The organism is Pseudomonas sp. LAMO17WK12:I5 (genome assembly GCF_900215165.1).
Classification (GTDB): domain Bacteria; phylum Pseudomonadota; class Gammaproteobacteria; order Pseudomonadales; family Pseudomonadaceae; genus Aquipseudomonas; species Aquipseudomonas putida_A.
Genome location: NZ_OBDS01000007.1, coordinates 235549 through 260749, shown reverse-complemented (window position 1 = coordinate 260749; position 25201 = coordinate 235549). Strand labels below are relative to the sequence as shown.

24 protein-coding genes are annotated in these 25201 nt (G+C 61.3%); 14 read left to right on the top strand and 10 right to left on the bottom strand.

Annotation, left to right across the window (positions count from 1 at the left end; genetic code table 11):
- Positions 1–12 precede the first annotated feature (12 nt).
- Both CRO59_RS28770 and CRO59_RS29290 read right to left on the bottom strand, forming a co-directional pair.
- The gene (locus CRO59_RS28770; RefSeq protein WP_171061925.1) at positions 13–183 is read right to left on the bottom strand and encodes a hypothetical protein; all 171 of its coding nucleotides are present in this window, start codon (positions 181–183) and stop codon (positions 13–15) included.
- Positions 184–232: 49 nt separating this feature from the next.
- Entirely contained in the window at positions 233–613 is a 381-nt protein-coding gene (locus CRO59_RS29290; protein ID WP_306460899.1) for a hypothetical protein, read from the bottom strand.
- Between the two features lie 44 nt (positions 614–657).
- Between CRO59_RS29290 and CRO59_RS14475 the strand changes: the two genes are divergently transcribed.
- From CRO59_RS14475 to CRO59_RS14450, 5 genes are all read left to right on the top strand, one after another.
- Entirely contained in the window at positions 658–1041 is a 384-nt protein-coding gene (locus CRO59_RS14475; protein WP_097087964.1) for a tautomerase family protein, read from the top strand.
- Positions 1042–1248: 207 nt separating this feature from the next.
- A complete protein-coding gene (locus tag CRO59_RS14465; protein ID WP_097087967.1) occupies positions 1249–1773 on the top strand; it encodes a cysteine hydrolase family protein in 525 nt (174 codons plus the stop codon).
- 139 nt (positions 1774–1912) lie between these two features.
- Positions 1913–2881 carry a 2-hydroxyacid dehydrogenase gene (locus CRO59_RS14460; RefSeq protein WP_096795932.1) on the top strand — a complete coding sequence of 323 codons (969 nt, stop codon included), beginning with the start codon at positions 1913–1915 and terminating at the stop codon, positions 2879–2881.
- A gap of 156 nt (positions 2882–3037) precedes the next feature.
- Positions 3038–4105, top strand: coding sequence for a phosphotransferase family protein (locus CRO59_RS14455; protein WP_096795931.1), 1068 nt, complete (start codon positions 3038–3040; stop codon positions 4103–4105).
- 22 nt (positions 4106–4127) lie between these two features.
- A complete protein-coding gene (locus tag CRO59_RS14450) occupies positions 4128–4895 on the top strand; it encodes an SDR family oxidoreductase (RefSeq protein WP_007965755.1) in 768 nt (255 codons plus the stop codon).
- Positions 4896–5069: 174 nt separating this feature from the next.
- Here CRO59_RS14450 and CRO59_RS28555 read toward each other — a convergent pair whose 3' ends face one another.
- The 6 genes from CRO59_RS28555 to CRO59_RS14425 form a co-directional block, all read right to left on the bottom strand.
- Complete coding sequence (locus CRO59_RS28555; protein WP_045122399.1) at positions 5070–5291, bottom strand: hypothetical protein; 222 nt, start codon at positions 5289–5291, stop codon at positions 5070–5072.
- 745 nt (positions 5292–6036) lie between these two features.
- The gene (locus CRO59_RS14445) at positions 6037–6294 is read right to left on the bottom strand and encodes a DUF1652 domain-containing protein (protein WP_097087969.1); all 258 of its coding nucleotides are present in this window, start codon (positions 6292–6294) and stop codon (positions 6037–6039) included.
- A gap of 134 nt (positions 6295–6428) precedes the next feature.
- On the bottom strand, positions 6429–7925 hold the full coding sequence (locus tag CRO59_RS14440) for a helix-turn-helix transcriptional regulator (protein WP_097087970.1): 1497 nt from the start codon (positions 7923–7925) through the stop codon (positions 6429–6431).
- A gap of 188 nt (positions 7926–8113) precedes the next feature.
- Entirely contained in the window at positions 8114–9007 is an 894-nt protein-coding gene (locus CRO59_RS14435; protein ID WP_097087972.1) for a LysR substrate-binding domain-containing protein, read from the bottom strand.
- A gap of 5 nt (positions 9008–9012) precedes the next feature.
- Complete coding sequence (locus tag CRO59_RS14430) at positions 9013–11226, bottom strand: xanthine dehydrogenase family protein molybdopterin-binding subunit (RefSeq protein ID WP_097087974.1); 2214 nt, start codon at positions 11224–11226, stop codon at positions 9013–9015.
- Complete coding sequence (locus CRO59_RS14425) at positions 11226–11690, bottom strand: (2Fe-2S)-binding protein (RefSeq protein WP_027613188.1); 465 nt, start codon at positions 11688–11690, stop codon at positions 11226–11228. Before CRO59_RS14425 ends, CRO59_RS14430 begins: the two co-directional genes overlap by 1 nt.
- 118 nt (positions 11691–11808) lie before the next feature.
- Here CRO59_RS14425 and CRO59_RS14420 point away from each other — a divergent pair, with 118 nt between their 5' ends.
- The 9 genes from CRO59_RS14420 (at position 11809) to CRO59_RS14380 (ending at position 21706) form a co-directional block, all read left to right on the top strand.
- Positions 11809–12699, top strand: coding sequence for a LysR substrate-binding domain-containing protein (locus CRO59_RS14420; protein WP_097087975.1), 891 nt, complete (start codon positions 11809–11811; stop codon positions 12697–12699).
- A gap of 332 nt (positions 12700–13031) precedes the next feature.
- Entirely contained in the window at positions 13032–13961 is a 930-nt protein-coding gene (locus CRO59_RS14415; RefSeq protein WP_007965237.1) for an amidohydrolase family protein, read from the top strand.
- Positions 13962–13965: 4 nt separating this feature from the next.
- A complete protein-coding gene (locus CRO59_RS14410; protein ID WP_003224037.1) occupies positions 13966–14871 on the top strand; it encodes an amidohydrolase family protein in 906 nt (301 codons plus the stop codon).
- A gap of 285 nt (positions 14872–15156) precedes the next feature.
- Entirely contained in the window at positions 15157–16542 is a 1386-nt protein-coding gene (locus CRO59_RS14405) for a UbiD family decarboxylase (protein ID WP_097087977.1), read from the top strand.
- On the top strand, positions 16539–17168 hold the full coding sequence (locus CRO59_RS14400; RefSeq protein ID WP_097087979.1) for a UbiX family flavin prenyltransferase: 630 nt from the start codon (positions 16539–16541) through the stop codon (positions 17166–17168). The genes CRO59_RS14405 and CRO59_RS14400 overlap by 4 nt, the downstream gene beginning before the upstream one ends.
- 66 nt (positions 17169–17234) lie before the next feature.
- Positions 17235–18275, top strand: coding sequence for a GTP-binding protein (locus CRO59_RS14395; RefSeq protein WP_097087982.1), 1041 nt, complete (start codon positions 17235–17237; stop codon positions 18273–18275).
- Between the two features lie 248 nt (positions 18276–18523).
- Positions 18524–19879 (top strand): nucleobase:cation symporter-2 family protein, encoded by a 1356-nt coding sequence (locus CRO59_RS14390; protein ID WP_097087984.1) that lies wholly within the window; start codon positions 18524–18526, stop codon positions 19877–19879.
- 13 nt (positions 19880–19892) lie between these two features.
- Positions 19893–21281 (top strand): amidohydrolase family protein, encoded by a 1389-nt coding sequence (locus CRO59_RS14385; RefSeq protein WP_097087985.1) that lies wholly within the window; start codon positions 19893–19895, stop codon positions 21279–21281.
- Positions 21282–21496: 215 nt separating this feature from the next.
- Positions 21497–21706 (top strand): hypothetical protein, encoded by a 210-nt coding sequence (locus tag CRO59_RS14380; RefSeq protein ID WP_097087987.1) that lies wholly within the window; start codon positions 21497–21499, stop codon positions 21704–21706.
- 49 nt (positions 21707–21755) lie between these two features.
- On the opposite strand, the gene CRO59_RS14375 is transcribed toward CRO59_RS14380, so the two are convergent.
- Together CRO59_RS14375 and CRO59_RS14370 are read right to left on the bottom strand one after the other, a co-directional pair.
- Positions 21756–23039 carry a Zn-dependent hydrolase gene (locus CRO59_RS14375; protein WP_027613196.1) on the bottom strand — a complete coding sequence of 428 codons (1284 nt, stop codon included), beginning with the start codon at positions 23037–23039 and terminating at the stop codon, positions 21756–21758.
- Positions 23040–23193: 154 nt separating this feature from the next.
- Positions 23194–24678 carry an NCS1 family nucleobase:cation symporter-1 gene (locus tag CRO59_RS14370; RefSeq protein WP_097087988.1) on the bottom strand — a complete coding sequence of 495 codons (1485 nt, stop codon included), beginning with the start codon at positions 24676–24678 and terminating at the stop codon, positions 23194–23196.
- Positions 24679–25201: the final 523 nt, after the last annotated feature.

Here is a 25201-nt window from a genome sequence, read left to right as displayed (position 1 = left end):
GGGAAGACTGGATCAGATCGATCGAGCCAGCATGAATCCGAGTGACATGCAAAACAGGCCGAACACCAGCATTCCCCAGATTGGGTACATATCGCCCTTGTTTTTGATGCGCATTCTTTCAACGTCCTCATCGTATTCTCGATCTGCCCGTTCAATCATGGCCTGACGGTCAAATGTACTCATGGTGATTTCCTTTTTTAGAGAGGGGTCTGAATGGTACAAACGCGAACACTTAAAACTTGAGTGAAAGTCCTACTACGGCTGCTGTTGCGGTCAACACCCCAGTGACTACCGCAAACGGATAAAAATACGTATCCCACCTCAACTTCTTTTCTTCCGCTATAAGCTTTTTTCTCTCGGCCGCCAGTTTCCGTATTTCACTCATTATCCTTTCGAGTTCCAGGTGTTCTCGATTGTTTTGAAGCATTTGCCTTCCTTGGCTGTTGGTAGTCACTGCCCAAGCTACTTTGTGCCCCCATGATTTCGCGTTCATCACCATTCCGGTAGCAGACGCATCCGCCAAATTCGTAGGCAAAATCCGCGAAAAACGTAGGTAGCCTCGTACAAAAACAGCGGCGAGCTCATCACCCCACACTTTCAATCTGGCCGACATGTTCTAGCGTGAGACAAGTCCCCTACCCAACGGAGTCTCTGCCCATGCCCCTCGTCCGCGTCGAAATCAAAAAACACTCTGACCCCACCTTCGCCAAACGCATCGGCAAGCAGATCTACGCCGCCATGCGCAGCACCATCAACGTGCCGGAGCACGACAACTTCCAGATTCTCAACGAGCACGACGGCGAACATTTCATCTTCGATCCGCAGTACCTGGGCATCCAGCGCAGCGATCAGTTGGTGATCATCCAGATCACCCTCAATGAAGGGCGGACGCTGGAGCAGAAAAAAGCCCTGTACCAGACCATCGCGCACAACCTGAACACCCAACTGGGCATTCGTATGGAAGACGTGTTCATCAATCTGGTGGAAGTAAAAAAGGAGAATTGGTCGTTCGGCAACGGCATCGCTCAATACGCCAGTTGACAGCCCTTCACCGCCGCCAGCATGATCGGCGGCATGAACCTTCGCCCGCTGCACCTCACCCGTACCACCACGACCGCCACCGGCGGGTCGTGGTGTTGCTGCCTGAGGTGAATCCAGCGCAGTGAACCCAAGGCCCCGCCAGCAATGGACGGGGCCTTGTTGTTTCTCCCGTCCGTGCGGCACTTGCAGCCCTCAAGGAGAAACATCATGTCCGCAGCATTGTTGATCATCGATATGCAGGTCGGTCTGTTCCATGGCCCGGAAAAACCCCACGACGGCGAGCGTGTGCTCGCCAACATCCAGCAGCTGATCCGCCAGGCACGCCAGCAACGCGTGCCGATCTACGCCGTACGCCACACCGGCCCGGCAGGCTCGCCGATTGCCGCCGGCAGCCCCTTCTGGCAATTGCTGCCGGAACTCGATCTGAATGCCAAGTCCGACCATGTGTTCGACAAATCCAGACCCAACGCATTCCACGGCACGAATCTGGCGCAGCAGCTCAACGCTGCGCAGATCGACGACCTTTACCTGGTCGGCATGAAGACCCAGTTCTGCATCGACGCCACCTGCCGCGCCGCTGCGGATCTTGGCTTCAAGCCGTTGCTGGTGGCCGACGCCCACACTTGCATGGACACCCCCGCATTACCCGCCCACATCATCATCGAGCACCATAACGCCACCCTCGGCAGAGCATTTGCACGGCTGATCAACAGCGCCGACGTGAGCTTCTGACGAAGCGCCCGCGCGCTCCCCGTTTCAGCTCCTACACTGGCTGAAGCGGGGCTGCGGCCACCATTGCCAAACCGCTCTGGAATCAGCACTCTGACACGACTTTCGCGACCACACCGTCATAGATCACAGGAGCCGCGCAATGCCCGCCACCGTTCTGGTACTGGTTGAAACCATCAATGACTATCTGCCGATTCTCGAGCATCAGGGTTTTCACCTGATCCTCGCACCAACCCCTGCCGAACGTGCGCAAGCCATCGCCAGCCACGGCGCAAGGATCGACGCGGTGCTGACCCGTGGCCCGCTGGGACTGACCGCTGAGGAAATCGCCGCCCTGCCGGCGCTGAAAATCATCACCGTGATCGGCGCCGGCTATGAACACGTTGACCTGCAGGCTGCCAGCGATCGCGGGATCACCGTGACCAATGGTGCCGGGGTCAACGCCTCGTCGGTGGCCGATCATGCGATGGCGATGCTGTTGGCGCTGGTGCGCGACATTCCGCGCTGCGACGCGGCGGTGCGCCGGGGTGAATGGCCGAAGATCATGCGCCCGTCGCTGGCCAATAAACGCCTGGGCATTCTCGGCCTGGGCGCGGTGGGCATGGCGATTGCCAAGCGTGCTCACCTCGGTTTCGACATGCAGATCAGTTACCACAACCGTCAGTTGCGCAGTGATGTGCCCTATACGTTCTGCTCGACGCCGACCGAACTGGCGCGGGCCTCGGACTTTCTGATCGTCGCCACGCCGGGCGGGATTGGCACCCAGCATCTGGTGACTCGCCCGGTGCTCGACGCCCTTGGCCCGAACGGTTTCATCGTCAACATCGCGCGGGCCAGTGTGATCGCCACCGCCGAGCTGATCAGCGCCCTTGAGCAACGGCGGATTGCCGGCGCCGCACTGGACGTGTTCGATCACGAACCGCAGGTGCCAGATGCGCTGAAAACCCTGAGTAATGTGATTCTCACGCCACACGTCGCCGGCCTGTCACCCGAGGCCACCCAAGGCACGGTGGAACTGGTGGGAAAAAATCTCGTGGCGTTCTTCTCAGGGCAACCGGTGCTGACGCCCATCGCCCTGCCCCCCAGGCTCAACAACCAGCGCGTGCATTGAAAAGAGCCGGCAGCGCCCTGCTGCCGTACCTATTCGAAACGCTGATTATCCTGCAACACGCTAACCTATAAGACCGCTGCGCGCTTGTGGCCGCCCGAGTGCGCCATTAGATTAGCCAATGATGTCTGGCCTCCAAAATAAGCAGAAGGGATAAGCATGGCGCTTACTGACCAGTCCACCCGTATCCGCTCTGGCGAAGAACTCGATGCCAGCCTGATCGATCCGTACTTGAAGAGGCACATTCCGGGGCTGACCGGCACGCCGCAGATCAGCCAGTTCCCCGGCGGTGCGTCGAACCTGACTTACCTTCTGGAGTACCCGCAGCAGGAGTTCGTGCTGCGCCGGCCGCCGTTCGGCCACAAGGCCAAATCCGCCCACGACATGGGCCGCGAATTCCGCATCCTCAATCAACTGCGAGATGGTTTCCCCTACTGCCCGAAAGCCTACGTGCACTGCACCGACGAGTCAGTGATCGGCGCCGAGTTCTATGTGATGGAACGGGTCAAGGGCATCATCCTGCGCTCCGACCTGCCGCCAGAACTGGGCCTCGATGCAGCGAAAACCGAAGCGCTGTGCAAGAGCTTCATCGACCGCTTTGTTGAGCTGCATCGGGTTGACTACAACGCCTGCGGCCTCGGCGATCTGGGCAAGCCGGAAGGCTACGTCGCCCGTCAGATCAAAGGCTGGAGCGAGCGCTACGAAAAAGCCCTGACCCCGGATGCGCCGCACTGGGAGAAAGTCAAAGCCTGGCTCAACGACAAGATGCCGGCCGACCATCCGACCTCAAGCATCGTCCACAACGACTATCGCTTCGACAACGTGATCCTCGACCCGAACAACCCGATGCAGATCATCGGCGTGCTTGACTGGGAACTGACTACCCTCGGCGATCCGCTGATGGATCTGGGCAACACCCTCGCCTACTGGATTCAGGCCGATGATCCGGCACCGGTGCAACTGATGCGCCGCCAGCCGAGCCACGCCCCGGGCATGCTGACTCGACGCGAATTCGTCGATTACTACGCCGAACGCTCGGGCATACAGATCGACAATTTCGACTTCTACTACACCTACGGCCTGTTCCGTCTGGCCGGCATCGTGCAGCAGATCTACTACCGCTTCTACCACGGCCAGACTCAGGACAAACGCTTTGCGCAGTTCATTCACATGAACAAACTGCTGGAGCACATGAGCCTGCAGGTCATTGCGAAATCGAGCCTCTGACGGCCCACACCAAGGAACCTTTATGTCCAAGACTCAGTTGTTCGACCTCGACGGCAAAATCGCATTCGTCTCCGGCGCCAGCCGTGGCATCGGCGAAGCCATCGCCAAACTGCTGGCCCAGCAAGGCGCCCACGTGATCGTCTCGAGCCGCAAGCTCGAAGGCTGCCAGCACGTCGCCGACGCGATCATCGCCGCCGGCGGCAAGGCCACCGCCGTGGCCTGCCACATTGGTGAAATGGAACAGATCAGCCAGGTCTTCGCCGGAATCAAGGAACAGTTCGGTCGCCTCGATATTCTGGTGAACAACGCGGCGACCAACCCGCAGTTCTGCAACGTGCTGGACACCGATCTGGGTGCGTTCCAGAAGACTGTCGACGTGAACATCCGTGGCTACTTCTTCATGTCGGTGGAAGCCGGCAAGCTGATGCGCGAAAACGGTGGCGGCAGCATCATCAACGTCGCCTCGATCAACGGTATTTCACCGGGCGTGTTCCAGGGCATCTACTCGGTGACCAAGGCCGCCGTGATCAACATGACCAAAGTCTTCGCCAAGGAATGTGCGCAATTCGGCATCCGCTGCAACGCCTTGCTGCCGGGCCTGACCGACACCAAATTCGCTTCGGCCTTGGTGAAGAATGACGCGATCCTCAAGCAGGCACTGACGCAGATCCCGCTCAAGCGCGTGGCCGATCCGAGTGAAATGGCCGGGGCGGTGCTGTATCTGGCGAGTGATGCATCGAGCTACACCACCGGGGTTTCGCTGAATGTGGACGGTGGGTTCCTGTCCTGATCTCTCTGACAACCCTGTGGGAGCGGGCTTGCTCGCGAAGTCGGAGTGTCAGGCAGCATTGCCTTGAATGACACACCGCATTCGCGAGCAAGCCCGCTCCCACAGGGGTTATCCGTAAGACAGTGACTTTGGGTAATGGCCTGACAAAGTGCACCGGCAAGCACCCCTACAGCACTACTGCGTGACACACCGGGTGGTGGTGATATGCCGGGTGACCTGCTCGTCAACATACATATCGCCCGACACCTGAGTGTTTTCCAGGGTCTGACAGGTACGCACCGGCGGTGGTGGCGGTGCAGCAGGCGGTGGTGGCGGAGGACTGGCGCAGCCGCTCAATAGCGCGACAGAGAAAGCCAGCGACAACGGCAGATACACGCGTTTCCCAGGATTATTCATAGGACGACCCGCGATGAATGGAAGAGCCACTTCCGCCATCGCGCACGAATACCGCGGATGACGGAAGACCTGACCACTCATTCTTTATAGCCGACTACCCTGCAAGCGCCAGTGAAATGGAGGGGGATAAGAGAATTGGCTGTCGATTTTGCGGGGAGTAACTCTGTGTGGGAGGGGTACATCAACAAGAATTTTTTGACTGGAAGGCCGCCATCGCTGGCAAGCCAGCTCCCACAGGGGTTGAGTATTCCTGACTGAAATGGGTCAGCTGTCAGGCCGCCTTCGCGAGCAAGCCCGCTCCCACAGTTGGAATGGGTGTGTTCAGTTGTAAATGGGTCCGCTTTCAGGCCGCCATCGCCAGCAGGCTGGCTCCCAGAAGCCCCAGATCAAAAGATCGCAGCCTGCGGCAGCTCCTACACTGGCCGAGTGTCAGCTCGCCGAAAGCTTTTGATCTGAGGGCCCGTCGGCAGGCTGAGTGGAGGGATTTATCCGGGGGTGGGAGCGCAGCGACCGTTTGGCGCAGCCAAACACAGCGAGAGGAGGTGCAGCGAAGCAAACCGTAGGCGCTGCCCCCGGATGAATCCCGCAGCGAAGGAACCCGAGCCTAAGCGAGGGCCGAACGTCAGGGTAAAGCCCTTTGGTTACTTTGGGGCGTTTGCCAAAGTGACCCGCCGTCAGGGCGGAACCCTAAGTGGCCGTTACCGCAGCAACGGATATACACCCAAAACAAACCAACACCAAAACCCTAGGCCATATCCGGATCCCGAGCAGCCCGCAAAGAGTTGCTCTCCAACTCATAGCGCAACTCATCAACCAACGCCGCCACAGCCTCCGGTGTACGCAACGCATCGAGCTTCAACCCACTGATCACCAGATCCACCTGCCCCGAATCCGGGTGATACAACTTCACCGTCAGCGAATGATCCCCATCCACTGAACACTCGCACGACAATGGCGAAAAACTCTGTTCGAGGCTGGCGCGCAACTGCGCAAGATTCATCATGGAGCCTGTTCCTTTAGCTGTTTCGAAGGAGACGATCCCAAGCCAAACAGGCTCGTATCGCACCCCAACAGACTAAGAACTGCCTTATCTCACCAGAACCTGCATTTGCACCGCATCAGCTAGTGCATTTGCACCTACCGCTGACCCTTCGCGCCGCGCTCGCCAGAAAACAGACCACGCTCCCGCGCCCAGACAATCGCCTCGCTGCGGCTGTGTACATCAAGCTTGGAATACACGGTCGCCACATGATTGCGCACGGTGTTCGGCGCCAGTTTCAGGCGTGCGGCAATCTCCTTGTCAGCCAGGCCTTCGCAGATCAGCGCCAACACGTCGCGCTCACGCGCCGTCAGGTCAGTGAACGACACGCTCGGCAGTTGCGGCGAGTTGACCTTCTTCACATTGGCCAGTTTTTCGATCAGCGTCCGGCTGAACCACGAAGCGTCTTTCATCACCTCTTCAATCGCCGCCACCAGCTCCAGCTCGGTGCGCTTGCGTTCGGTGATGTCCATCAGCACCAGCAGATAGCACGGCGTGTCCTGAATATTCACGGTGTCCGCAGACATCGCGCACTCCAGCAGATCCGCGTCCTTCTTGCGCACCCGCACATCGACCCGATCCACTCGTCCGCTTTTCGCCAAGGCGGTCAGCAGTCGGGCCCGCGCACCATCGTCGTCAATGAAATTCAGCTGCGTCACGGTTTTGCCGACGACGTCGTCACTCTCGTACGCCAGAGCGTCGAGGAACGCCTGATTGACATCAATTACCTGCTGCTCCTCGGCTGTGCAGATCAGAATCGGCACCGGAGTCAGGCGGAACGCCTTGGCGAAGCGCTCTTCGCTCTGACGCAGCGCCACCTCGGCCTTGTGGCGCAGCTCCATGTCGACAAAGGAAAACAGCATGCAATCCTCATCATTGAGCACCAACGGTTGCCCGGCAACGATCACTTGCTTGCTGCCGCCATCGGGCAGGCGCAGTTGAGCCTGCATCTGCGGAATGGTCGCCACATCGCGCAGGCGCTGGATCGCCAGATCCTTTTTTTCGGCCTGTTCGAAGATGTCGATTTCATAGGCCGAGGTGCCGATCACCTGCTCGCGGGTGTAACCGGTCATCTCCAGAAACCCCGGATTGACCTTGATGTAGCGCAAATCGCTGAGGCGGCAGATCACCGCCGGCGCCGGGTTGGCATTGAAGGTCTTTTCGAAGCGCTGCTCGGCGTTGGCCCAATCGGTGACGTCGCTCATGATCAGCACCAGTGACTCCGGCTGCCCTTCGCGATCAGTCAGGATCATGCTGCGCACGCTGTGCACCCAGACGTGCTCGGGATCATTCACGGCAGACACTTCGATCAGCACGTCGTTAAAGGCTTCGCAGCGTGCCGCGCGGCTGATCGGGTAGTGCTCCGGGGGCACCGTATGATTGTTGCGATAGCGCAGGCTGAAGCGCTTGGCATACTCGTCGGCATTAGTGCCCAGCTCACCGATCCGGCTGACACCGTGCATCGCCAGCGCCGCCTCATTGGCCCAGAGGATGCTCTGATCGAGCTCCAGCAGAATCACCCCGTCGGACAGCCCGGCGATGATCTGCTGCAGCTGGCGACGGTTGGTTTCAGTGGTCAGGACTTCCTGGCTCATTGGATCTCCACAGGGAATTCGCGTGTGAAGATTACGACCGCAGGCGTTCGTGATCGTGCCGAACATAAATTCCCGCACCACCACAGTCCCCCTGTGGGAGCGGGCTTGCTCGCGAAGGCGGTGTGTCATTCAACTGATTTTTAACTGACTCACCGCCTTCGCGAGCAAGCCCGCTCCCACAGGGGGGATTAGTGTTGGCCGGAGGTTTCCACCAACTCCCGCAACGTATCGAGAAACAGCTTGAGCACCGGCGAAGCATCATCCGCCCGGTAAATCGCATACAACGGCACCTCCGGCAGCGCCGGTGTCAGCTTGCGAAACACCAGCCCTGCCGGCGCCAACTGCTCGATAGAAGCAGGCAACAGCGCCACCCCGAAACCGGCGCGCACCAGACTGAGCAAGGTCTGCACCTCGATCACCTGCTGGCGAATCTGCGGCGTGAATCCGGCCTGAATGCAGCACTGATAAAGGAAATTGGCGAACCGCGACTGCTTCAGTTCCAGCGCGACAAACGGTTCCTGCGCCAGATCTGCCGGCGCCAATATCTCGCGCCTGGCCAGCGGATGATCGGCCGGCATCACCACATGAATCGGCTCGTAGATCAACAACTCGTTGCGCAGCAACGGATCGTCATAACCCACGCGGAACACGCAGGCATCGATACGTTTTTCCTTCAACGCCTTGACCTGCGCCGCCGGGGTCATTTCATGCAGGCGCCAGTTCACCTGCGGATAGCGCTCACGAAACAGGTGCAGGGCCTTGGGCAGCACGCCGACCATCACCGAACTGATCATGCCGATTTCCAGTTCGCCGAGTTGCCCGCGCCCGGTCTGGCGCGTCAGATCCAGCGCCCGTTCCAGTTGTTCGAACACCAGCGGCGCCTGCTCCTTGAGCATCTGCCCCGCCGCTGTCAGTTCGACCCGGTGGTGACTGCGCTCGAACAACGGCGTGCCCAGCTCCTCCTCCAGCAGGCGAATCTGCTGGCTCAGCGGCGGCTGGCAAATGTGCAGGCGCTCGGCGGCGCGGCCGAAATGCAGCTCATCGGCCAGAGCCATGAAGTACCGCAGCAGACGCAGGTCCATGGCGCCTACCCTAGACTCAGCGGCGTTGAACGCTGGCGCACGCCGGTCAGCGCAAACAAGGCGTTGGCAATCGCCGGCGCCACCGACGGACTGCCCAACTCGCCTACGCCACCGGGCTTGCCCGGCTCGCCATCCAGCACCACGATGTCGGTGGCCGGCATGTCCGACATCCGGGTCACGCGGTAGTCGTGGAAATTGCTCTGCACCACCCTGCCCTGTTGAATGTCGAGGCGATCAAACAACGCATGGCCCAAGCCCCACATCAGTCCGCCGTAGATCTGCTCCTCGACCCCGCCCGGCGACACCGCCAGACCGCAATCGACCACACAGGTCAACTTCTCCACTTTCGGCTTGCCATCGACCATCGCGACCCGCGCCACCACCGCAATAAAACTGCTGTAACCCTGATTGGTCGCAATCCCCAGCGCAGTGCCCGGCGGCAATGACTGGCCCCATCCGCCGCGTTCGGCAGCCTGTTTGAGCACCGCCACATGCCGTGGCCGCTCCTGCATGTTGGCCAGACGGAACGCAAGCGGATCCGCGCCTGCCGCATGGGCCAACTCGTCCATGAAGCTTTCAACGGCGAACACGTTGGGGATGAAGCTCACCGAGCGATACCAGCCGCTGGGCACATGGCTTTCGTGCTTGACCCAATTCAGCTCCAGGTGCGGCGGACGGTAGGCGAAGTCCCACGCGGTGATCGCTTCGGTAGTGCTGTAATCCATGTGATCCGGGCGTTCGAAATAGCCCGGCTCCCACTGCTCCGGCGACGCCGGTGACACCGCGTGCAGTTGCAGTGCGTTGAGTTTGCCTTGGGCATCCAGCGCGCCTCTGACCCGGTGCAGCGTCGCCGGGTGATTGAACAGTGCGTGCATTTCGTCTTCGCGGCTGTTGAGCAACTTCACCGGCACGCCGGTCTGTTGCGCCAGATACGCCACCTCGAACAACCAGTATTTGGCCTCCCGCGCGCCGAAGCTGCCGCCGGACACCAGCTCATTGATGGTGACCTTCTCCTTGGCGATGCCGCATACGCTTTGCGCCGCTTCCAGCGCCGAAGACGGCACCTGCACGCCGCCCCAATAAGTGATCGCCTTGTCCTGCACGTGCGCGGTGATGCAGATTGGCTCGAGCGGGTTCTGCACCTTGTACGGCATGCGGTAATCGGCTTCGATCAGTTGCGCCGCGTGCGGCCATTGCGCGCCGACATCGCCATGCGTCATGGCTTTGATGGTTTGGCTGTTCGGGTCGGAAATAGCGGCCGCTTGCGCCATGCCCAGTTCCGCGCTGTCGAACCCGGCCAGCGGCGAATCGCTCCATTTGATCTCCAGCACTTTGCGCCCCTGCTGCGCCGCCCAGAACGTCTTGGCCAGCACCGCGACGCCTTCCAGATTGCCGCCGAGCACGTCCGGGCGCCCGGGGACTGCAAGCACCTGGCGCACGCCCGGCACCTGCAATGCCGCCGCCGAATTCACGCTGACGACTTTCGCCCCGACCACCGGCGCGCGCTGAATCACTGCCACCAGCATCCCCGGCAACTGCACGTCGATGCTGTACTTGAAGCGCCCGCAGACCTTGGCCGCGGCATCGCGCTTGTGCCGCAGTTTGCCGATGTATTTGAACTGCGTCGGATCCTTCAGCGTGACACTGGCCGGCGCCGGCAAATGCGCCGCCACCCCGACCAGTTCGCCGTAGCCGAGGCTGCGTTTGCTGGGCAGATGAACCACCCGACCTTCTTCGGTGCTGCAGCTGTCGGGGCTGACTTTCCATTGCTGCGCTGCCGCCGCGATCAGCAGCGCCCGCGCCGTGGCCCCGGCCATACGCAGGCGCTCGTATTCCAGCGACACACTGGTGCTGCCGCCGGTGGAGAAGACTTTCCAGACCGGGTGAATGTAGGTCTCGAAGAACGGATCTTCCGGGGTGATCACCTGCACGGTCATCGGGTTCACATCCAGCTCTTCGGCCACACACGCGGCCAACGCCGTTTGCGTGCCGGTGCCGGAATCGTGTTTGTGCACCACCAGTTTCACTGTGCCGTCGGGGAAGATCCGCACCCAGGCGTTGGGCTCGAATTCCGTGGCCGGCGCCGGAGATTTCGGGTCGCTGGCGGCGCTGCCGGAGGGCAGATACAAGGCAATCGCCAGGCCCGAAGCCACCGTCGCCGCTTGCTTGAGAAAGACCCGGCGTGACGGTTCGAGCAAGGTGTCGTCGCGCAGGCTCATCACGCCTCCTTCGGCGCGTTCGCCGCGCGCTTGATCGCTTTGTTGATCCGCGCGTAAGTGCCGCAACGGCAGATATTGCCGGTCATCGCATTGCGGATCGAATCGTCGGTTACCGCCGCGCCGGTGTTGAGCAGCGCGGCGGCGGACATGATCTGCCCGGATTGACAGTAGCCGCATTGCGGCACATCTTCGGCGACCCAGGCCAGTTGCAGCGGATGGCTTTCGTTCGGCGACAGACCTTCGATGGTGGTGATGCTGTGGCCCGCGACGGCGGCCAGCGGCAACTGGCAGGAACGCACCGCGACACCGTCCAGATGCACGGTGCAGGCACCGCACAGGCCCATGCCGCAGCCGAATTTGGTGCCGGTGAGTTTCAGTTGATCACGCAGTACCCATAACAAGGGCATGGAGGGGGACGCCTCATCCAGCTCGCGTCGTTCGCCGTTAACCGTGAATGCGATCATTGTAAGGCTCCAAAAGAGCGGCCCGTCTTTGTGCGGGCCTGGTGACCGATTATTGGAAGCCCACGCAACACGCGGCCAGCGACGATTTCTGCCAACCGGTGTAAGCAGGACTAACAACATGTACAAGCGATACCCGTCGGTGCAGTCCATGAGCGCGTTCATCCAAGCGGCGCGCAGCGGCAGTTTTTCCAGTGCCGCGCGCAAGCTCGACCTGACGCACAGTGCGATCAGCCAGCAGATTCGCGCACTGGAAGATTTCATCGGTCAGCCGTTGTTCGTACGTGAGGGCGGCGGCAGCAACCTCACCGATGCCGGGCAGTTGTTTGCCAGCGTGCTAGCGGACGGGCTGGCGCAGATCGACCGGGCCCTGTCCTCGGTGAAAAACCGCAGCGTGGCGCAGCGCCTGACCCTGGACGTCGACAGTGAACTGGCGCAGAGCTGGCTCAATCCGCGCCTGCCGGAGTTGCTCGACGGACTTCCGGATTACGAGGTGACGCTGCTGTCGATGCCGCGCAGTGATCGCAGCACGTTTGAGCGGGTCGATCTGGCGTTGCGTTACGGCTATGGCGATTGGGATGACTGCGAGATGACGCAGATCTGCGGCGACCGGGTGCTGGCGGTGGCTTCACCGGCGCTGCTTGAGCGCTATGGTTTGCAGGTGCCGTTGAGCCCGGCGCAGATTCTTGAATTGCCGCTGTTGGGCTATACGCGGCGCTCGTGGATACCGTGGCTGGATGCGGCCGGAATGCCCCCGGTAGAGCCAGCGGCGCGGGTGATTTTCGATAATGCGGCGAACCTGATTGCGGCGGCTGAAGCCGGGGTTGGTGCCGGGCTGGTGCGCGGCTTGCTCGCCGCCGATGCGTTGCGCAGTGGGCGGCTGGTGGCGTTGAACGAGGCGCAGATTGCTGCGCATTACAACCTGTATGCGGTTTGGCCGCATGGGCAGGCCGAGCGTGTGGCGCCGGTGGTTGAGGTGATCCGGCAGTTGGCTTTGCGTACGCAACACTGACGCCTTCGCGAGCAGGCTCGCTCCCACAGTTTGACCGCATTTCTCCAGCTGGAATGCATTCCCCCTGTGGGAGCGAGCCTGCTCGCGAAGGGGTCGGCACAACAACCACAAAAACCAAAACCATATCGCCCAAGTATCACCACCGCGCCCAATTAATATTGTACGAACCCCTCCGCCCTTTCCAATACTCGCCCTCAGCAACCACCCACCCGGGCCGGATGCGAACAGGCGAGGGAATGCGCGAGTGCTGCGCATAGAAATGGCCGATAGCCCGGGGCGTGGATGCCGAGAGCCGCAAGGCTCCCTTCCCCGCTATCAGGAGATCGACTTCAATGATCATCGATATCAGCTGCTATCCCACGGATCTCGTGGACCTCGCCTGGAGGCATGACGGTGACCCGTTCACCGGCGAGCGTTTGCTGGAGATGATGGATGGCCCGTACATGGTCAACGGCAAACCTCGCCGGATCGACAAAGCCTTCATCCAGCCGCCGCAGGGCAACACGATTTACACCTGGACCGACGGCGAACTCTCGGGCCGCGAATCTATCGACGCCTACATGGCCTACACCCTGAAAATGGTGCAGACCTACCCCGATCGTTTCATCGGCTGCTTCGTCTACAACCCGCGCTGCGGCGTGGAAAACGGCGTCGAGGCGATCGAGCGCTACGTCAAGGAGCACGGTTTCAAGATGGTGCAGATGCAGGCCAATATGCACGCCTACCGGCCTGATCGTGCACTGGACTGGGTGCGCCCGTGCTTCGAGAAATGCGCCGAGCTGGGTATTCCGGTCAAGCTGCACACCGGTGACGGGCCGTACAGCATCCCCTCGGAATGGGTGCCGATGATCAAGGAATTCCCCAACGTGAATTTCATCATGGCCCACTTCGGCGTGCAGACCGGCGGGGTCTACGTGTTCGAACCGATGCAATGGGCGATGGAGCTGCCCAATGTCTACTGCGAATCGGGCTGGTGCCTGCAATCGCGGATCGTCGAGTTCGCCAAGGTCTTGCCAACGCACAAGATCCTGTTCGGCACCGACACACCGCCGAACGAACCGGGCATGTGGCTGCGCCTGCTCGAAGTGTTGTGCCACGAACCGCCGCAGGGTCTGAACCTCGACGAGGACACCCTCGAGGAATACCTGGGCAACAACACCGCGCGGATGATCGGCCTCGAACCGACCCCGCCGCCGCGTTCCGTTTCCGAAGCAGAGGCGCAACTCAAGCGCCCCGTCACCACGCAACTGGCCAGGAGCTGAACCGATGATCATCGACACCCATCTGCACCCCACCAACCTGGTCGACGAGGCCTGGCGCCACACCGGCGAACCGTTCACCGGCGAGCGCATGCTCAAACTGATGGACGGCCCGTACATGATCAACGGCAAACCGCGCCGCATCGACATGGGTTTCATCCAGCCACCACCGGGCAACACCGGTTATCGCGACGGTAACCGCCGTGGCCGCGAGGGCGTGCGTGACTACATGTCGTACGTCGCCGAACTCTGTGTGAAGTACCCGGATCGCTTCATCGGCAACTTCAACTTCAACCCGCGCTGGGGACCGGAAAACGGTGCGGCGGAGCTGGAATTCCACATCAAGGAATACGGCTTCAAGATGCTCAAGCTGCACGCCAACATGCACGGCTATCGCCCGGATCGGGCGCTGGACTGGTTGCGCCCGGCAATGAAAGTCTGCGCCAAGTACAACATCGTGGTGCTGATCCATACCGGCGACGGCCCGTACACCATTCCGACAATGTTCTACCCGATCATCCGTGAGTTCCCGATGGTCAATTTCATCATCGGCCACTTCGGCATCCAGACCGGCGGCAACTACTCGTTCGAGGCGTTCTGGATGGCGATGGACACGCCGAACGTGTACTGCGAATCGGGTTGGTGCTTCCAGTCGCGGATCGTCGAATTCGCCAAGGAACTGCCGCGCAACAAGATCGTGTTCGGCACCGACTCGCCGCCGAACGAACCGGGCATGTGGCTGCGCGAGCTGGAGGTGTTGTGCTCACCGGCACCGCAGGGCTTGGGCATCGATGAGGATCATCTGGAGGACTACCTGGGCAACAACATCGCCCGGTTGTGCGGGATCGAGCCGACGCCACCGCCGAAGGATCTGGTTGAGGCGGATATTCGCCTGACCACCACGTACCTCTGACCTGAAGAAATGGCGCACTTTGTGGTGAGGGGATTCATCCCCGATGGGTGACGAAGTCGCCCTCTCTTGATGCTGAGAGTCCAGGCCTGCTGCGCAGTCCATCGGGGATAAATCCCCTCACCACAGTTAATCCCATTCCACAGGGGTTTCTCAGTGTTTCATGTGGGCAACACAGCGACTTTACAGGCACGAAGATGACCCGGCGTTCCCCCGACCGGCAGGCCAACGGCTGCTCGATCGAACGCCCTCTCACCCCTGCGTGCCTGCTTTTTACGAGGTGAAACCATGACCCGTTCGACGCTCGGCGATTCTCAGGATTTTCACGTGTTCATCGACGCCTATCGCCGTGAGTACCCGGACGATGTGCTGACCATCACCCAATCTGTTTCTGCCGATCAGGACATCACCGCCCTGGTCGATGCCCTCGCCACACAGGGCCGCGATCCGTTGCTGATCTGCGAAAACGTCGGCGGCCTCAAGGTACCGGTGGCAACTAACCTGTTCGCCTCCCGCACCCGCATTGCCCGGTTGTTCGGTGTCACCCCGGCGCAACTGCACGAAACCTTCCAGCGCCGCGCCAACCAGCCCATCGCCCCGCGCTACGTGGAAAGCGGCCCGGTGCTCGATGAAGTGTTCGAAGGCGAAGCCGTGGATCTGGCGCTGCTGCCGATGCTCAAGCATTTCGACAGCGATCGCGGGCCGTACATCACCAACGCGATCATCATCGCCGAGGACCCGCTGACCGGCATCGCCAACATGAGCTACCACCGCTCGATGCGCCACGCTCGCCAGTCCCTGGCGACCAGCCTGCACTCGCGCGGACACCTGTGGCGGATGCTGCAGACCGCCCGTGAGCGCGGCGAAGAATTGCGCGTGGCGATGGTGGTCGGCGCACATCCGCTGTTCATGCTCGCGGCGGCAGCGCGTTTACCCTACGGCAGCGATGAACGTGCCGTCGCCGGGGGCCTGTTCGGCGCACCGCTGGAACTGGTCAAGACCCCGCGCTACGGTATTGGTGTCCCGGCATACGCCGAGTTCATCCTCGAAGGCGCCATCGACCCGACGGCCTACGCCGAGGAAGGCCCGTTCGGCGAGTTCAGCGGTTACTCCTCGGATCGCTCGACCAACAACGTGCTGCGCGTCGACACCCTGCTGCGGCGCAAGGACGCCTGGCTGGTAGACGTGATGGGCGGCCGCTACGCCGAGCACCTGACCCTCGCCCGGCTGCCGCGCGAAGCGGAAATGAGCGAAAAGCTCAAGGCGCGTTTCCCTGCCGTCACCGCCGTGCATTACCCGAATTCCGGCACGCACTTTCATTGCTATGTAGCGCTGGATCAGAGCCGCGACGGCGAAGCGCGGCAGATCATGCTGGCCCTGCTCGGCTGGGATCCGTATCTGAAAAACGTGATCGCGGTGGACAGCGATATCGACATTACTGACGACAGCCAAGTGTTGTGGGCACTGGCCACGCATTTCCAGCCGCATCTGGATATTTTCGTGATCGACGGTTTGCCCGGCAGCCCGCTGGATCCGTCGTCCTCGGTCAACGGCACCACTTCGCGCATGGGCCTTGATGCCACACGCGGTTCCGGCTTCGACGGGATCAAGGCGCAGCTCGATCAGGACGTGCTCGAACGTGCCCGGCAACTGCTCAAAGGGCTGGCATCGTGAACCGCCAGCGGCTGGTGGTTGGCATCAGCGGCGCGTCCGGCTTCATCTACGGCATGCGCCTGCTGCAATTGCTCGCCGAACTGGACATCGAAAGCCACCTGATCATCAGCCGCGCGGCACTGCTGACCATGGCCCACGAGACCGACTACAAACTGGCCGATGTCACTGCGCTTGCCAGCCACTACCACCGCGCCGATGACGTCGCCGCCGGGATCGCCAGCGGTTCCTTTCGCTGCCTGGGCATGGTGGTCGCGCCGTGTTCGATGCGCACCCTGGCGGAAATCGCCACCGGCACGTCTTCCGGGCTGATCGGCCGCGCCGCCGACGTCACCCTCAAGGAACGCCGCACGCTGGTGCTGATGGCCCGCGAAACGCCGCTGACCCTCGCCCACCTGCGCAACATGACTGCCGTCACCGAGATGGGCGGGATCATCGCCCCGCCGGTGCCGGCGTTCTACGCCCGGCCCGAAAGCCTGGCGCAGATGGTCGATCACAGCCTCGGCCGGGTGCTCGACCTGTTCGGCCTCGATGCCGGGGTTGCCACCCGCTGGAAAGAACACCGAGAACCCTGTGGGAGCGGGCTTGCTCGCGAATGCGGTGGGTCATTCAACAATGAAGGTGGCTGAACCACCGCATTCGCGAGCAAGCCCGCTCCCACCCAAAGCAAATCCGCGTCCATCAAGGAGCTGCATATGAACACCCCCTTCAACGCCCCAACCCCCAACACCAAAATCCCCGTGACCATCCTCACCGGCTTCCTCGGTGCCGGCAAAACCACCCTGCTCAACTACATCCTCAAGGAAAACCACGGGCGCAAGATTGCCGTGATCGAAAACGAGTTCGGCGAGGTCGGGATCGATGGCGATCTGGTGCTCAGCTCGGAGACCGAAGAAATCTACGAAATGGTCAACGGCTGCGTGTGCTGCACCGCCGAGGTTCGTGAGGACCTGGTGCGCATCGTCCGCGAGCTGGTGGCGCGCCCGGCGCGCCTCGATCACATCCTGATCGAGACCAGCGGCCTCGCCGATCCGTACCCGGTGGCGCAGAGCTTTTTCATCAATGACCCGATTGCCGAAGAAGTCGAACTCGACGCGATCGTGACCATGGTCGACGCCAAGCACATCGCCCAGCACCTGGAAGATCTGCAACTGGATGGCGTCGACAATCAAGCGGTGGATCAGATCGTCTGCGCCGACCGCATCGTCATCAACAAGGTCGATCTGGTCAGCCCTGAAGAGGTGGACATTCTGCGCGGCAAGATCCGGGGTTTGAACGCCACCGCAGATCTGGTGACCTCCACCCACGCGCAGATCGACCTGACGAAAATTCTCGGCATCGGTGCGTTCGAGTGCACGCAGAAGCTTATGGAAATCGGCGCGGAACCTGAGCATCACGACCATGACCACCAGCATGAATCGGAAGACCACGAACACGATCCGAGCGTGTCATCGGTGGGCATCGCCGTCGACGGCGCGGTCAATCTGATGGCGTTCCACCGCTGGATCAGCGAACTGCGCTCGTCCCAGGCCGACAACCTCTATCGCATGAAAGGCGTGCTCGCCGTGGCCAACGAAGACCAGCGCTATGTGCTGCAAGGCGTGCACAGCCTGGTGGAGTTTCGCGCCTCGACCGCATGGGGCACGGAGCCTCGTTCGAGCAAGATCGTGTTCATCGGCCGCGACCTGGACCGCGCGGCGCTGAACCAGGGCTTTGCCGCCTGCCTGGCAGGCTGAACAAGGCATCGGAGCCGGTGGATGGCGGTTCCGGGCACGAATGACTGATGTTGATCAGCGAAACGCTGCAAAACCTGTGGGAGCGAGCCTGCTCGCGAAGGCGGTGGGCCATTGAACAGTGATGTCGGCTGACACAACGCTTTCGCGAGCAGGCTCGCTCCCACAAGGGATTTTCAGTGTTCCTGAAACCTGAGGCATCAGACGAATACCCCTCTCTACCGCATAAAAACAGCCAGAGGTGATTCCCCATGTCGTCAGCCACTCCTTCCTCCACCGTGCACCCCGTCGACCGCGTCCTGCCGGTGCGACAGATGCTCACCCTCGGCCTGCAACACATGGCCGTCTCGTACATCGGCGCCATCGCCGTGCCGTTGATCGTCGCCAGTGCCCTGAAGATGTCCCACGCCGACACCGTGGTACTGATCAGCACCACGCTGTTCTGCTCCGGCATCGCCACCCTTTTGCAAACCGTCGGTTTCTGGAAATTCGGCGTACGCCTGCCGATCCTGCAAGGCGTGGCGTTCAGCAGCGTCGGTCCAGTGATTGCCATCGGCAGCAACCCCCAAGTGGGCTTCGCCGGTGTCTGCGGCGCGGTGATCGGCGCCGGAATTTTCACCCTGCTGATGGCGCCGTTCGTGGGCCGATTACGGCGGTTTTTCCCGCCGGTGGTCACCGGTTGCATCGTCACAGTGATCGGTTTGCAGCTGTTCCCGATCGCCTATGAATGGGTCGGTGGTGGGCGCAACGCGAGCAACTTCGGCGCCCCGGCATTTCTCGCGGTGGCGGTGGTGGTGCTGCTGACCATTCTGCTGGTCAATCGCTATGGCAGTCCGCTGCTGCGCAACATGGCGGTGCTGGTGGGGATGCTGATCGGCGCCGGTCTGGCCTACGGTCTGGGCATGGGCAATTTCCACAGCGTCGAAGAGGCGCCGTGGCTGACCGTGCCCTACCCGTTCTACTTCGGTTTGCCGACTTTCAGCCTGATCCCCATCGCGACCATGGTGGTGGTGATGATCGTGCAGATGGTCGAGTCGATGGGGTTGTTCGTGGCCATCGGCGACATCGTCGACAAACCGGTGGAAGACCAGCAAGTGGTCAATGGCCTGCGCGCCAATGGCCTGGCCAGCACCATCGCCGGGATGTTCGCCGCGTTTCCGTTCATTGCCTTCATGGAAAACGTCGGTCTGGTGATCCTGACCGGCGTGCGCAGCCGCTGGGTGGTCGCCGTCAGTGGCCTGCTGATGTGCTCGATTGCGCTGGTGCCCAAGGCCGGGGCGATTATCGCGTCGATGCCGACCGCGGCGCTGGGCGGCGCCGGTATTGCGATGTTCGGCGTGGTCGCGGCGGCGGGCATCCAGACCCTGGCCAAGGTCGATTACGAGCGCAATCGCTACAACGTATTGATCGTCGGTTTCACCATCGCCGCCGCGCTGGTACCGGTGCTCGCCCCCACCCTGTTCAAACAAATGCCCGAGTGGTCACAGCCGTTCCTGCACAGCAGCGTGGTCATCGCCTGCCTGGTGTCGGTGCTGCTCAACGCGGCGCTCAACGGCGTCAGCGTGCCAGAAACCACACCCGGCAAATCCGCCTCGCACATTCTCTGACTGGAGCCTGCCCATGACTCGACTTCAAAACATCCTGATCAAAAACCCGCTGGCGGTGATGACCGGCCTGCGCGGCCCGCGTGCCCGGGCCGGTGCGGTGGACATTCGCGTGGTCAACGGCCGCATCGCCGAAATGGCCGCCGACCTTCAAGCGCAACCCGGCGAGCGCGTGATCGATGCACGCAACTGCGTGGTCTATCCGGGCTGGATCAACACCCACCATCACCTGTTCCAGAACCTGCTCAAAGCCGTGCCCGAAGGTTTGAATCAGGATCTGCAAGGCTGGCTGGCGAGCGTGCCCTACCCAAGGTTGAACCGCTTCACCCCGCAACTGGCGCGGATTGCCGCCCGTCTTGGCATGGTCGAGTTGCTGTTGTCCGGGGTGACGACCTGCGCCGATCATCATTATCTCTACCACGCCCACGGCACCACCGAGACCGGAGACCTGCTGTTCGATCTGGCCGATGAGTTCGGCCTGCGCTTCGTGCTGTGTCGCGGTGGCGCGCTGGAATCCGCCAGCGCGCACCCGGGTTTCTCGAAAACCGCGCTGCAACCGGAAAGCCTCGAACAAATGGTCGGCGATATCGAGCGACTGAAATCGCTGTATCACCAGGACACCCCGGATGCCCTGCGCCGGGTGGTCGTCGCGCCAACCACACCGACCTTTTCGCTGCCGCCGACCCTGCTGCGCGAACTGGCGCACACCGCGCGCGGCCTCGGTTTGCGTCTGCACACGCACCTGTCGGAAACGCAGAACTACGTGAATTTCTGCCGCGAGAAATATAACTGCCTGCCGGTGGAGTTCGTCGCCGAACACGAATGGCTCGGCCCCGACGTCTGGTTCGCCCACGCCGTGCACCTGCAACCCGGCGAAATCCGCATGCTCGCCCAGACCGGCAGCGGCATCTCACACTGCCCGGTAAGCAACGCGCGCCTGGGCAGCGGCGTCGCGCCGGTGCCGCAAATGTATGAGGCCGGCGTGCCGATCTCCCTCGGCGTCGACGGCGTCGCGTCCAACGAATCCGGAAGCATGGTCGGCGAAGCCAACACCGCATGGCTGATCCACCGCGCCGAACAAGGCGCCTCGGCGACCACTGCCGAAGACGTGATCCACTGGGGCACGGCGGGCGGCGCGCAGGTATTGGGACTGGGCGCGGTCGGTACGCTGGAGATCGGGCAAGCGGCGGATCTGGTGATCTACAGCCTTGATCATCCACGCTTCTTCGGCTTCCACGACAGTGCGGTTGCAACGGTGGTCGCGGGAGAACCGATCACGGTGAAGTACAGCCTGGTGGGCGGCCGGATCGTGGTCGATAACGGCGTGATTCCGGGGCTGGATATCGAACGGATGCGCGCCGAGGCATGGGAAGGTGTGCAGGCGATGATGAATATCGACGATTGATCCGCAGGCGATGCAAAACCTGTAGGAGTGAGCCTGCTCGCGAAAGCGATGTGTCAGCTGACATTTGCGCTACTGACGCACCGCTATCGCGAGCAGGCTCACTCCTACAGGGAACAACGGCGCATTCGCGGACTCGAGGATTCTCGACTAAGGTTACCCCCTCATCGGATTGAGCCCCTGCCAGCTACACCGGGCTCTTGATCAAGGAGAGACTGATGACGTCGCGTCGCAACATCGAACAGACCTATCGCACCTGGTCCAGCCCGATTCTGCTGGAGCTGAAAAAGCGCGAACACCAAATGGCGCCGGTCGAGCGTCAGGCGCTGGAGAATGTGCTGGTAGAACGACGGTTGCTGGATATCGGCAATCCAAATGGAAGTGTTCGCCGCCAAGGGGGCGCGAACAAAAACGAGCGTCCCGGCTGATCACTAAAAAAAACCTGTGGGAACTGCTCCCACAGGTCATGCCGCGTTTTCAGGCCGCGCGCTGCCCCTCCGCCACCATCGCCGAAGCCGCCAGCATCGCCCGCAACAACACCGCGCACCCGGCCGCCAGATCATCCGGCGCGGCATTCTCGATTTCGTTGTGGCTGATCCCGCCTTCGCACGGTACGAAGATCATCCCCGCAGGACCGAGTTCGGCGAGGAAGATCGCGTCATGCCCGGCGCCGCTGACGATGTCCATGTGCGACAGGCCCAAACCTTTTGCCGCACCGCGCACGGCTTCGACGCAACCCTTCTCGAAGTACAGCGGCGGAAAGTCGGCCGTCGGGGTCAGTTCATAGGTCAGGCCGTGTTCTTCGCAGGTCGCCTCAATGACTTGTTTCACCTCGCTGATCATCGAATCCAGCCGCTCCGGTTGCAGATGGCGGAAGTCGAGGGTCATGCGCACCTCGCCGGGGATGACGTTGCGCGAGCCGGGGTAGGCTTGCAGGCAACCGACGGTGCCGCAGGCGTGGGGTTGATGGCCGAGGGCGGCGCGGTTGACCGCACCAACGATGACCGAGGCGCCGACCAGCGCGTCCTTGCGCAGGTGCATCGGGGTTGGCCCGGCGTGGGCTTCGACGCCGCGCAGTTTCAGGTCGAACCACTTCTGCCCGAGGGCGCCGAGCACCACGCCGATGGTTTTCTGCTCGTCTTCGAGGATCGGGCCTTGCTCGATGTGTGCCTCGAAATAGGCACCGACCTTATGACCGCTGACCTTGCGTGACCCGGCGTAACCGATCGCATTCAGGGCTTCGCCGACGGTGACGCCGTCAGCATCGACCTTGGCCAGAGTTTCTTCGAGGGTGAATTTCTCGGCGAACACCCCGGAGCCCATCATGCACGGGGCGAAGCGCGAGCCTTCTTCGTTGGTCCAGACCACCACTTCCAGCGGCGCTTCGGTTTCCACGCCGAGGTCATTGAGGGTGCGCAGCACTTCGACGCCGGCGAGGACACCGAAGCAGCCGTCGAACTTGCCGCCGGTGGGCTGGGTATCGATGTGGCTGCCGGTCATCACCGGCGGCAGGTTCGGATTGCGCCCGTGACGGCGGGCGAAGATGTTGCCGACTTCATCCACCGTGACGCTGCATCCGGCGTCCTTGCACCACTGCACGAACAGGTCGCGGGCCTGACGGTCGAGGTCGGTCAGCGCCAGGCGACAGACCCCGCCCTTGACCGTGGCACCGAGCTTGGCCAGTTCCATGAGCGAGGCCCAGAGGCGGTCGCGGTTGATGTGCTGATGGGTGGATTGCAGAACGTCTACGGCTGCGTTCATGTTGATCTCCTCAGGCAGTTTCTTAGGGTATTTCTTTGGTGTTTTCCAGGCCGCCATCGCTGGCAAGCCAGCTCCCACAGGTTTTGAGTGAACTCATGGTTTGTGTACGACTTGATCCTTGTGGGAGCTGGCTTGCCAGCGATGAGGCCCTCCCTCACACCGGTGATTTCACGACCGAAGGCTGCGCCCGCATCACGCACAACCCGTAATAAATCACCCCACCCAGCGCCGAACCGGTAAACCAGCCGTAGCTGTAAAACCAGCTGAACGCATCGCTACCCAGCGACAGCAAGGTCAGCACCACCGGCACGCCAAACGCGGTAAACCCGGCCCAGTTCCACGCCGGATAGACGTCATCGCGATACAACCCGGCCAGGTCCAGCTGCTGTTTCTTGATCAGGAAATAGTCCACCACCATGATCCCGGCAATCGGTCCGAGCAGGCTCGAATAGCCCAGCAGCCAGTTGGAATACACGGTTTCCAGGCTGACATCGGAAACGATCAGCCCCAGCTTTTTCAGCAGCTCATGGGCCATCAGCGCGAGCCCGACGAAGCCCGTGAGCAACACCGCTTTGGTGCGGTTGATCACCTTGGGCGCGATGTTCTGGAAGTCGTTGGTCGGCGAGACAATGTTCGCTGCGATATTGGTCGACAGCGTGGCAATGATGATCAGCGCCATGGCCACCGCCACCCACAGCGGGCTCTGGATATGGCCGATCAGGCTGACCGGATCCGACACGGTGACACCGACCAGTTTCACCGACGCGGCAGTCATCACCACACCCAGCGAAGCGAACAGGAACATGGTCAGCGGCAGACCGAAAATCTGCCCGAGGATCTGGTCCTTCTGGCTCTTGGCGTAACGGCTGAAGTCAGGAATGTTCAGCGACAGCGTGGCCCAGAAGCCGACCATCGCCGTCAGCCCGGCGGCAAAGTAACTGACCACGCTCGCGCCCTCAGGACGCTTGGGTGGAATCGCCAGCAGCTCGGTCATCGACACATTGGGCATCGCCCACATCAGCAGGCCGATGCCGACCGCCACCAGCAACGGCGCGGACAGGGTTTCCAGCCACTTGATCGACTCGGCGCCGCGGATCACCACCCACAGATTCAGCGACCAGAAGATCATGAAGCCGATCACCTCGCCGGTTCCGCCGAGGGATTTCCAGCCGTCGAAGATCGAGCCGAGAAACAGGTGAATCGCCAGCCCGCCGAACATGGTCTGAATGCCGAACCAGCCACACGCCACCAGTGCACGAATCAGGCACGGCACGTTGGAACCGAGCACGCCGAACGACGAGCGCAGCAGCACCGGGAATGGAATGCCGTACTTGGTGCCGGGGAAAGCATTGAGGGTCAACGGAATCAGCACGATGACGTTGGCCAGCAGAATCGCCATCAGCGCTTCGCCGACGCTCAGTCCGAAATACGCGGTAAGTACGCCGCCGAGAGTGTAGGTCGGCACGCACACCGACATACCGACCCACAGCGCGGTGATGTGCCATTTGTTCCAGGTTCGTTCGCGCACCTTGGTCGGTGCCATGTCGTGGTTGTAACGGGGACTGTCGAGGACGTCACTGCCGGCTTCGAGTTCGAACAAGCCGTCGCGCTCGGTCACTTGCGATCTGTTCTGTTGCATGGCCGCTCCACTGTTCTTCTGATTATTTTTTTGCTCATCAGGCGGCTGCACACGGGGTGCGAGCCGGACGATGGCCGGAGGAACTGACAACTTTCGTGTACCGGCCATGGTGTCAGCGGCGGCATCAATAAACGTGCCGGGTGCCCCGCTTAACGGTAGGGCCGTGGTTCAAACACATTGCAACTTTCTGATATTGCTCGGTTTTAATTATTCACCGAAAGAGTCCGCGAAAACTTGTCTGCACGCTCAGGCCAAACGTTTGCCAAGTTGTTCGAACTGTCAGGACTCAATCTGGTGCACTGCACTTTTTTTCATCACGGGCGCTCAACCGCAGCTCAACTTCAAGCGGCTGATTTCACATAGGAAATCTTGCTCATAATTCCATCCTGTCAAGTGCGTCAAAATGGTGAACAGCCTCACCATTTTGGTGATTTATGTTTTTTTACGTTATTTTTCATAGATTTAAAACAGTCATAAGCTTATAAAAAATAATCTTGATCAATTTCAAAACTGCGACTAGCTT

Excerpts from the sequence above, each read along its gene's own strand:
- CRO59_RS28770 (WP_171061925.1), bottom strand. The coding sequence starts at position 183 with ATGAGTACATTTGACCGTCAGGCCATGATTGAACGGGCAGATCGAGAA.
- CRO59_RS29290 (WP_306460899.1), bottom strand. The coding sequence starts at position 613 with ATGTCGGCCAGATTGAAAGTGTGGGGTGATGAGCTCGCCGCTGTTTTT.
- CRO59_RS14475 (WP_097087964.1), top strand. The coding sequence starts at position 658 with ATGCCCCTCGTCCGCGTCGAAATCAAAAAACACTCTGACCCCACCTTC.
- CRO59_RS14465 (WP_097087967.1), top strand. The coding sequence starts at position 1,249 with ATGTCCGCAGCATTGTTGATCATCGATATGCAGGTCGGTCTGTTCCAT.
- CRO59_RS14460 (WP_096795932.1), top strand. The coding sequence starts at position 1,913 with ATGCCCGCCACCGTTCTGGTACTGGTTGAAACCATCAATGACTATCTG.
- CRO59_RS14455 (WP_096795931.1), top strand. The coding sequence starts at position 3,038 with ATGGCGCTTACTGACCAGTCCACCCGTATCCGCTCTGGCGAAGAACTC.
- CRO59_RS14450 (WP_007965755.1), top strand. The coding sequence starts at position 4,128 with ATGTCCAAGACTCAGTTGTTCGACCTCGACGGCAAAATCGCATTCGTC.
- CRO59_RS28555 (WP_045122399.1), bottom strand. The coding sequence starts at position 5,291 with ATGAATAATCCTGGGAAACGCGTGTATCTGCCGTTGTCGCTGGCTTTC.
- CRO59_RS14445 (WP_097087969.1), bottom strand. The coding sequence starts at position 6,294 with ATGATGAATCTTGCGCAGTTGCGCGCCAGCCTCGAACAGAGTTTTTCG.
- CRO59_RS14440 (WP_097087970.1), bottom strand. The coding sequence starts at position 7,925 with ATGAGCCAGGAAGTCCTGACCACTGAAACCAACCGTCGCCAGCTGCAG.
- CRO59_RS14435 (WP_097087972.1), bottom strand. The coding sequence starts at position 9,007 with ATGGACCTGCGTCTGCTGCGGTACTTCATGGCTCTGGCCGATGAGCTG.
- CRO59_RS14430 (WP_097087974.1), bottom strand. The coding sequence starts at position 11,226 with ATGAGCCTGCGCGACGACACCTTGCTCGAACCGTCACGCCGGGTCTTT.
- CRO59_RS14425 (WP_027613188.1), bottom strand. The coding sequence starts at position 11,690 with ATGATCGCATTCACGGTTAACGGCGAACGACGCGAGCTGGATGAGGCG.
- CRO59_RS14420 (WP_097087975.1), top strand. The coding sequence starts at position 11,809 with ATGTACAAGCGATACCCGTCGGTGCAGTCCATGAGCGCGTTCATCCAA.
- CRO59_RS14415 (WP_007965237.1), top strand. The coding sequence starts at position 13,032 with ATGATCATCGATATCAGCTGCTATCCCACGGATCTCGTGGACCTCGCC.
- CRO59_RS14410 (WP_003224037.1), top strand. The coding sequence starts at position 13,966 with ATGATCATCGACACCCATCTGCACCCCACCAACCTGGTCGACGAGGCC.
- CRO59_RS14405 (WP_097087977.1), top strand. The coding sequence starts at position 15,157 with ATGACCCGTTCGACGCTCGGCGATTCTCAGGATTTTCACGTGTTCATC.
- CRO59_RS14395 (WP_097087982.1), top strand. The coding sequence starts at position 17,235 with ATGAACACCCCCTTCAACGCCCCAACCCCCAACACCAAAATCCCCGTG.
- CRO59_RS14390 (WP_097087984.1), top strand. The coding sequence starts at position 18,524 with ATGTCGTCAGCCACTCCTTCCTCCACCGTGCACCCCGTCGACCGCGTC.
- CRO59_RS14385 (WP_097087985.1), top strand. The coding sequence starts at position 19,893 with ATGACTCGACTTCAAAACATCCTGATCAAAAACCCGCTGGCGGTGATG.
- CRO59_RS14380 (WP_097087987.1), top strand. The coding sequence starts at position 21,497 with ATGACGTCGCGTCGCAACATCGAACAGACCTATCGCACCTGGTCCAGC.
- CRO59_RS14375 (WP_027613196.1), bottom strand. The coding sequence starts at position 23,039 with ATGAACGCAGCCGTAGACGTTCTGCAATCCACCCATCAGCACATCAAC.
- CRO59_RS14370 (WP_097087988.1), bottom strand. The coding sequence starts at position 24,678 with ATGCAACAGAACAGATCGCAAGTGACCGAGCGCGACGGCTTGTTCGAA.